The sequence below is a fragment of the Psychrobacter sp. CX18 genome (assembly GCF_057396215.1).
Map to the genome: position 1 here is coordinate 1 of NZ_JBXYJH010000029.1, position 5233 is coordinate 5233.

Annotated in this window: 4 protein-coding genes and 1 other annotated feature; of the genes, 3 read left to right on the forward strand and 1 reads right to left on the reverse strand. The window is 38.5% G+C overall.

Features of this window, described 5'->3' with window-relative positions; translation table 11 throughout:
• The 3 genes from AC2SLT_RS12950 to AC2SLT_RS12960 all read left to right on the forward strand — a co-directional run.
• A partial coding sequence (locus tag AC2SLT_RS12950; protein WP_486548067.1) for a DUF2345 domain-containing protein occupies positions 1–1907 on the forward strand: 1907 nt, incomplete at its 5' end.
• Between the two features lie 108 nt (positions 1908–2015).
• Complete coding sequence (locus AC2SLT_RS12955) at positions 2016–2951, forward strand: hypothetical protein (RefSeq protein WP_486548068.1); 936 nt, start codon at positions 2016–2018, stop codon at positions 2949–2951.
• Positions 2952–3094: 143 nt separating this feature from the next.
• Entirely contained in the window at positions 3095–3523 is a 429-nt protein-coding gene (locus tag AC2SLT_RS12960) for a hypothetical protein (RefSeq protein ID WP_486548069.1), read from the forward strand.
• Between the two features lie 55 nt (positions 3524–3578).
• Here the strand turns inward: AC2SLT_RS12960 and AC2SLT_RS12965 are convergent.
• Positions 3579–4798 (reverse strand): IS3 family transposase gene (locus AC2SLT_RS12965; RefSeq protein ID WP_486548070.1). Its coding sequence is split into 2 segments (ribosomal slippage): positions 3579–4510 and positions 4510–4798, totalling 1221 coding nucleotides; the frame shifts between segments, so codons are not numbered across the junction.
• Positions 4407–4523 (reverse strand) — a sequence feature (AL1L pseudoknot). (Overlaps the previous gene by 117 nt.)
• Positions 4799–5233 lie beyond the last annotated feature (435 nt).

The window sequence follows — 5233 nt, forward strand, 5'->3', positions numbered from 1 at the left end:
TTGGGCTGGATAGTGATTCTGAAACCAATCTGCTGTTTGATGATACGCCACATAAGCTTGGGCTTCAGTGGTCAGTCAATACGCAGGATAAAGCCAATGCCAGTACACCGACATCAAGTGATAAGGGTGTGTTCTCCCCAAGTGAGCATGTGATAGAGCTGGGTGTACTGCGTCACCGCTTTGGTAATCATCAGTCTAGTATTCGTGGTGCTGGGTTTGAGGTGGCAAGTGATAAAGGTTTACAGCTGTCAGGGGATAATGGTGTTTTGTTATCGACGTTTGGGATACGCCATTCTCAAAGCCGTCATGAGTCAGCTTGGGTCAATGATGCGGGGGCTCGTCAGCTGGATATAGGCTATACGCTATCTGATAGTTATAGTGAGGCGAAGCAAGGTCATTTGCAGTCGTCTCAAGATGTAGATGCGCAGATAAAAGCGTTTAAAGAGACGGCTCAGGTTATTGATGAGACGCTCGGTGTGGAGACGCTTGGTGCGCCTGATGTGATGCTGGTGAGCAAAGACAGTCTGTTGGCATCAAGCCGAAACACGCTGTTTACGGCTAAGAGTGTGGTTAGACAGTCTGGGTTAACTCAGTCGGATATGGTGGGCGGTAGTTATCAGCTACTTGGCGATACGTTAACGTCTCTTGCAGGTGTGTCTGGACAAGCATCTAAGTCAGGCTTTCATGTGAGTGCAAATACTAAGCCGCTGGCGATACAGGCGCAAGGCGGTGAGTTACAACTGCATAGCCAACAAGGGTTGATGATAGGTAGTGAGTCGGGTGAGGCGCATGTGACCTCTCCGACTCGTATTAAGGTACAAACTAGCGGCGGGGCATCGTTAACGATTGATGAGAGCGGGGTTAAGTTTGTGTGCCCAGGGACGATTAAGATTCAGGCGGTTAAGAAGGGGCTGGTGGGTGGAGGTATATCTCAGACCAAAGTACTACAATTTGCTGATTCTGTCATCGAGCGAAATAACTATTTAGTTGATAACGATACTGGTAAAGTATTAAAAAATCGCCGTTATCGCCTGATAGATGCATTAACGGGTGATGTAATATTAGGCCAATCTGATCGCTCTGGTAGAGTGGATAAACCTCAGCCAGATGCCATGCTTGAAATTTTACCTGAGAGGGGTCGTACTTACTCTCAAGATATAGGTGCTGTTCCACCTTTATTAGTTGAAGAAAACGTTGCATCAGCAGCTAGTAAAAACAAAGGTAAAGTTTTAACAGCAAAGGACATAAGTACAGAGAAAAAAGTGATAGAGGCTTTAAAAATGAAGAATGCAAGCTTCAAAACAGATTACAATAAGTATATCAAAGATGGCAAAAAGTTAAATTCAGTTCCTATTGTTCCTGATGGTGCTAAACTCATTACATTCAAAAATTTACTAAAATTAAAACCGAATACAGGTAGTACTAGTAAGTATAAATATATCAATGGATTTGGAAGCCACGAAAACAATTTTCATAAAACTATTAAAAAGCTTTTAGATGGTGGCTATCTACCCAATCAATATTTCTATATTTTTGCTCATGCATCAAGTTCAATTCTACAGGTAGGTAGTAACATTATTAATATCAACCAACACAATACTGTATCTAAAAAGAAGATAGCCGTTAGTACATTTGTTGAAAAGCTAATTAGGGAGCAAGGCTACATAAAAAACAAAACTCTGGTACTTGTTTCTTGTAATGCTGGTAATGGTACGTCAAAGACCATTGGACAATACCTGTCTGAGCATAAAGATATTGGTACCGTTTATGCGCCAACTTCTTTAACTTGGTATTCAACTAATCCGAACGTGTATAGCTGTGCAAGATGGAAAAAGGGTGAAGTTCAGAGTGCAGAGCGTAGAATGTTAGGACATTTTAGAGTTTTTAATAGTGCCATCATTATATAAGGTAAATAAGCTGTGTATCGACATATATTACTGATAATAGCAACTATTATATCCCTCTCAATCTTAAGCGCTTGTGACAAATTCATTAAAGTGACTGAGGAAGTAGAAATGTACAATAATAACGACTCGTCATCTAAAAATACAACTGCGAAAACTTTTACAGAGATTCGCGAAGAGCTTAAACTACCTGTTGATCAACCTTTAAGCTACGAAGAAGCATTAAGTCTAAGAGCCAGTAACATTAGTCTTATGAATGAAGATGAGAATAAGCTGGCTTTATTAGAACAATATGCTAAAGATCCGAATGAGAAAAATGCTCGATATGTATGGGCAGTTTATCAAACGTGGCATGAACAGGAACAAGATATAACGAACTCGGGGTATCAAACCATATTTAAGTTAGCCAAACAGGGTCAACCGTATGCATGTGCGGATTTATATGTTTGGAGTTTCAATTACTCTGACAAGTTTTTCAAAGATGTTCTTAAAGTCAGTAAAAAGGAAATTCTTCAAATCCAAGAGTTCTGCTTTGAAAAAGCATTAGAGATTAATGCCAATGAGATCAAACAAGTCTATATCGAAGATTTTTTTTCAGACCATATAAATGATAATGATTTTAAGAAACTTTCTCCACAGCTTATGCAAAACGCTGATAGAGCAAGACTATACAAGGTAAAAGAATACCTGTTAGATTATTTATTCTATTGGACAAATGATTTTTACGGTGATGTGCCATCCAACAACTTAGCAGAGCTTCGTAAAGCTTATCAATATCTACAGATACTGGTCTATGATCCATACGGTTTTGATGCAATTGAAGCCTGTGCTTGGCTCAAATATTTTCAAGAAGATATCCTACCTTATATTGAAGAACATGATCTACCCGACACGATAGTTTGGGAAGACAACTTAGTGCCTTTAATGAACAATATAGAAAATAAACTTAGAAATGCACAGCTCGATCAGCAACGCTGCCATGATCGATACCTTGAAATTAGAGATACTCCGCGCGATAGCGAAGCTAAGTCTCGAAACTTTTATTAGCTTATACTCCATCAGCTTTAGTAATAAAAGCATTAGAGGATATGAATAGCGATTACAAAACTTTAATATCTAAAGGCTCAAGTTCAGAAGAAGCTTTTGAAAGAATCATGTCGGTTGATGAAAAATTATTCTAGGAGTATTTTATGAGATTTGTATTTGCTATATTTTTAGTTTTTATGTGCAGTTGCATCTCAGTACACTCCAAAGACTCAAAGTATAAAATATTAATTAATGGCAATGAAGAATGTAAATATGACTATGGTGAGGAAGATTTTTGTAGCAATGATAATTTAATATTTTATAACAATACTGATAAAACTGTAAATTTTGATCGTGATAAGGTTTTAGTTGTACCTGAGAACAATTTTGGTTATATAGTAGTTATAAATCCAAAAAATAATGTAGTTTATCCTTTCAAATACTTAGTTAATTATAAGACATTAACTTTTGATAAAGATTCTAACGAATTCTGTATAGATGGAGATATATCTACATATCGAGACGAAGATAGTGGATACTTATGTTTTAAGTTTACAAAAATGTATTTTGAACAAATATATAACATTAAATAATATATTCAATAGATAATGAACCGCCCCGACTATATCGGAGAGTTGATTGCTTGAGTCAGGCAGCTTTGTCTGACTCAATAAGACTATCATAGTATCGTCTCTCAAACTCAAAAGGCGACACATAACCAATCGTACTATGCAAACGTGTTTTGTTAAACCAATCGACCCATTCAAGAGTTGCTAATTCAACATCGCTCACACCTTGCCACTGCTGTTTTAAATACTCAATCACCTCCGTTTTATAAAGCCCGTTAACCGTTTCAGCTAATGCATTATCGTATGAATCACCTGTCGTGCCAACAGATGCAATAACGCCAGAATCAGCCATCTTATCCGTATAGCGAATGGATAAATACTGAACACCTCTATCACTATGATGGATCACATCTTTTGGGTTGTTTCTGTTTGCAATTGCTTGATTTAACGCTGCCATCACCATATCGGTGTTCATACGATTAGACACCTTCCAGCCAACAATACTACGGGCAAACACATCAATGATAAAGGCGGTATATACCCAACCACTCAGCGTTTTAACGTAGGTAAAGTCAGCCACCCATAGCTGGTTCGGTCTATGGGCATTAAAGTTACGATTAACTAAGTCGTCTGCCCGTATTTGATCATCACGAGACTTAGTGGTTATCTTACCTTCACCTCGCCAAGTACCCTGCATGCTATGCTGACGCATTAACCGCTCTACAGTGCAGCGTGCAGGATGTATACCCTCTGCCTTCATCTGTTTCCAGACTTTACGAGCGCCATAACGACACTTACTTTGGGTCCAAATACGTTTAATCTCATTAAGATAGAATTCATCATGACAACTACGCTGTGAACGTTTCTCCGGATTGTCGTTTAAGTCTTTTATGCGGTAGTAGGTTGATGAGGCAATTGGTAATATTTCACAGATTGGCTTGACCCCATATTGGTGCTTGTGGTCGTCAATAAAATCAATCATTACTTGGTTGGGCGGTCTATTTCCGCCTGGGCGAAAAAAGCGGCGGCTTTCCTTATGATCTCATTAGCTTGCTTTAATTCTCTGTTCTCACGTTCAAGATCTTTGATACGCTCGGCTTGGCTTTGAGCTTGAATCTTTGCAGGAATGGTTTTATCAATGTGCTTTTTATGCCATGATCGTAGGGTCTCAGGCGTGCAACCTATCTTTGGCGCTATGGCTTTGATGGCTGACCATGTGGATGGGTAGTCGTCTTTAGCTTCAATTAGCATACGGACGGCTCGCTCTTTCATTTCAGGGGTATAGTTTCGTGTTTTCATTGTCGTATTCTCTCAGAAAGTTGAGTCTCCGACAATCCCGGGGCGTTTCATAAAGTATTTTTGGAGATTATTCATAGCACAACAAAGCGATATAATTTTAGTTAGAATGCCTGACAGCCTAAATTACAATAAAAACAATATAAAAGTAGCATACTCATTTTCTAATACTAAAAGACGCTATACTAGTCCAGGACATTTAGCATGTTTCATTGGAGCACTAGCAAGCACTGGTATAAAAACGATCTCAACCGGAAGTTGTTTTAAAGAAGGGACAGGCTTTCCAAGTTATTCACATAATAATGGTAGAATGAGCTATGCTGAAAAAACCGTAGATAAAAACTTGGTAAACTAAGGAAGACAATTAGGAGTTTACCATGACAAAGAAAGCTAAAAGATACAGTGAAGAATTTAAAGCAGAAGCGGTCAAAGCAATAG

Bases quoted from the DNA above. Each gene is read 5' to 3' on its own strand.
- AC2SLT_RS12955 (WP_486548068.1), top strand. From the start codon at position 2,016: ATGTACAATAATAACGACTCGTCATCTAAAAATACAACTGCGAAAACT.
- AC2SLT_RS12960 (WP_486548069.1), top strand. From the start codon at position 3,095: ATGAGATTTGTATTTGCTATATTTTTAGTTTTTATGTGCAGTTGCATC.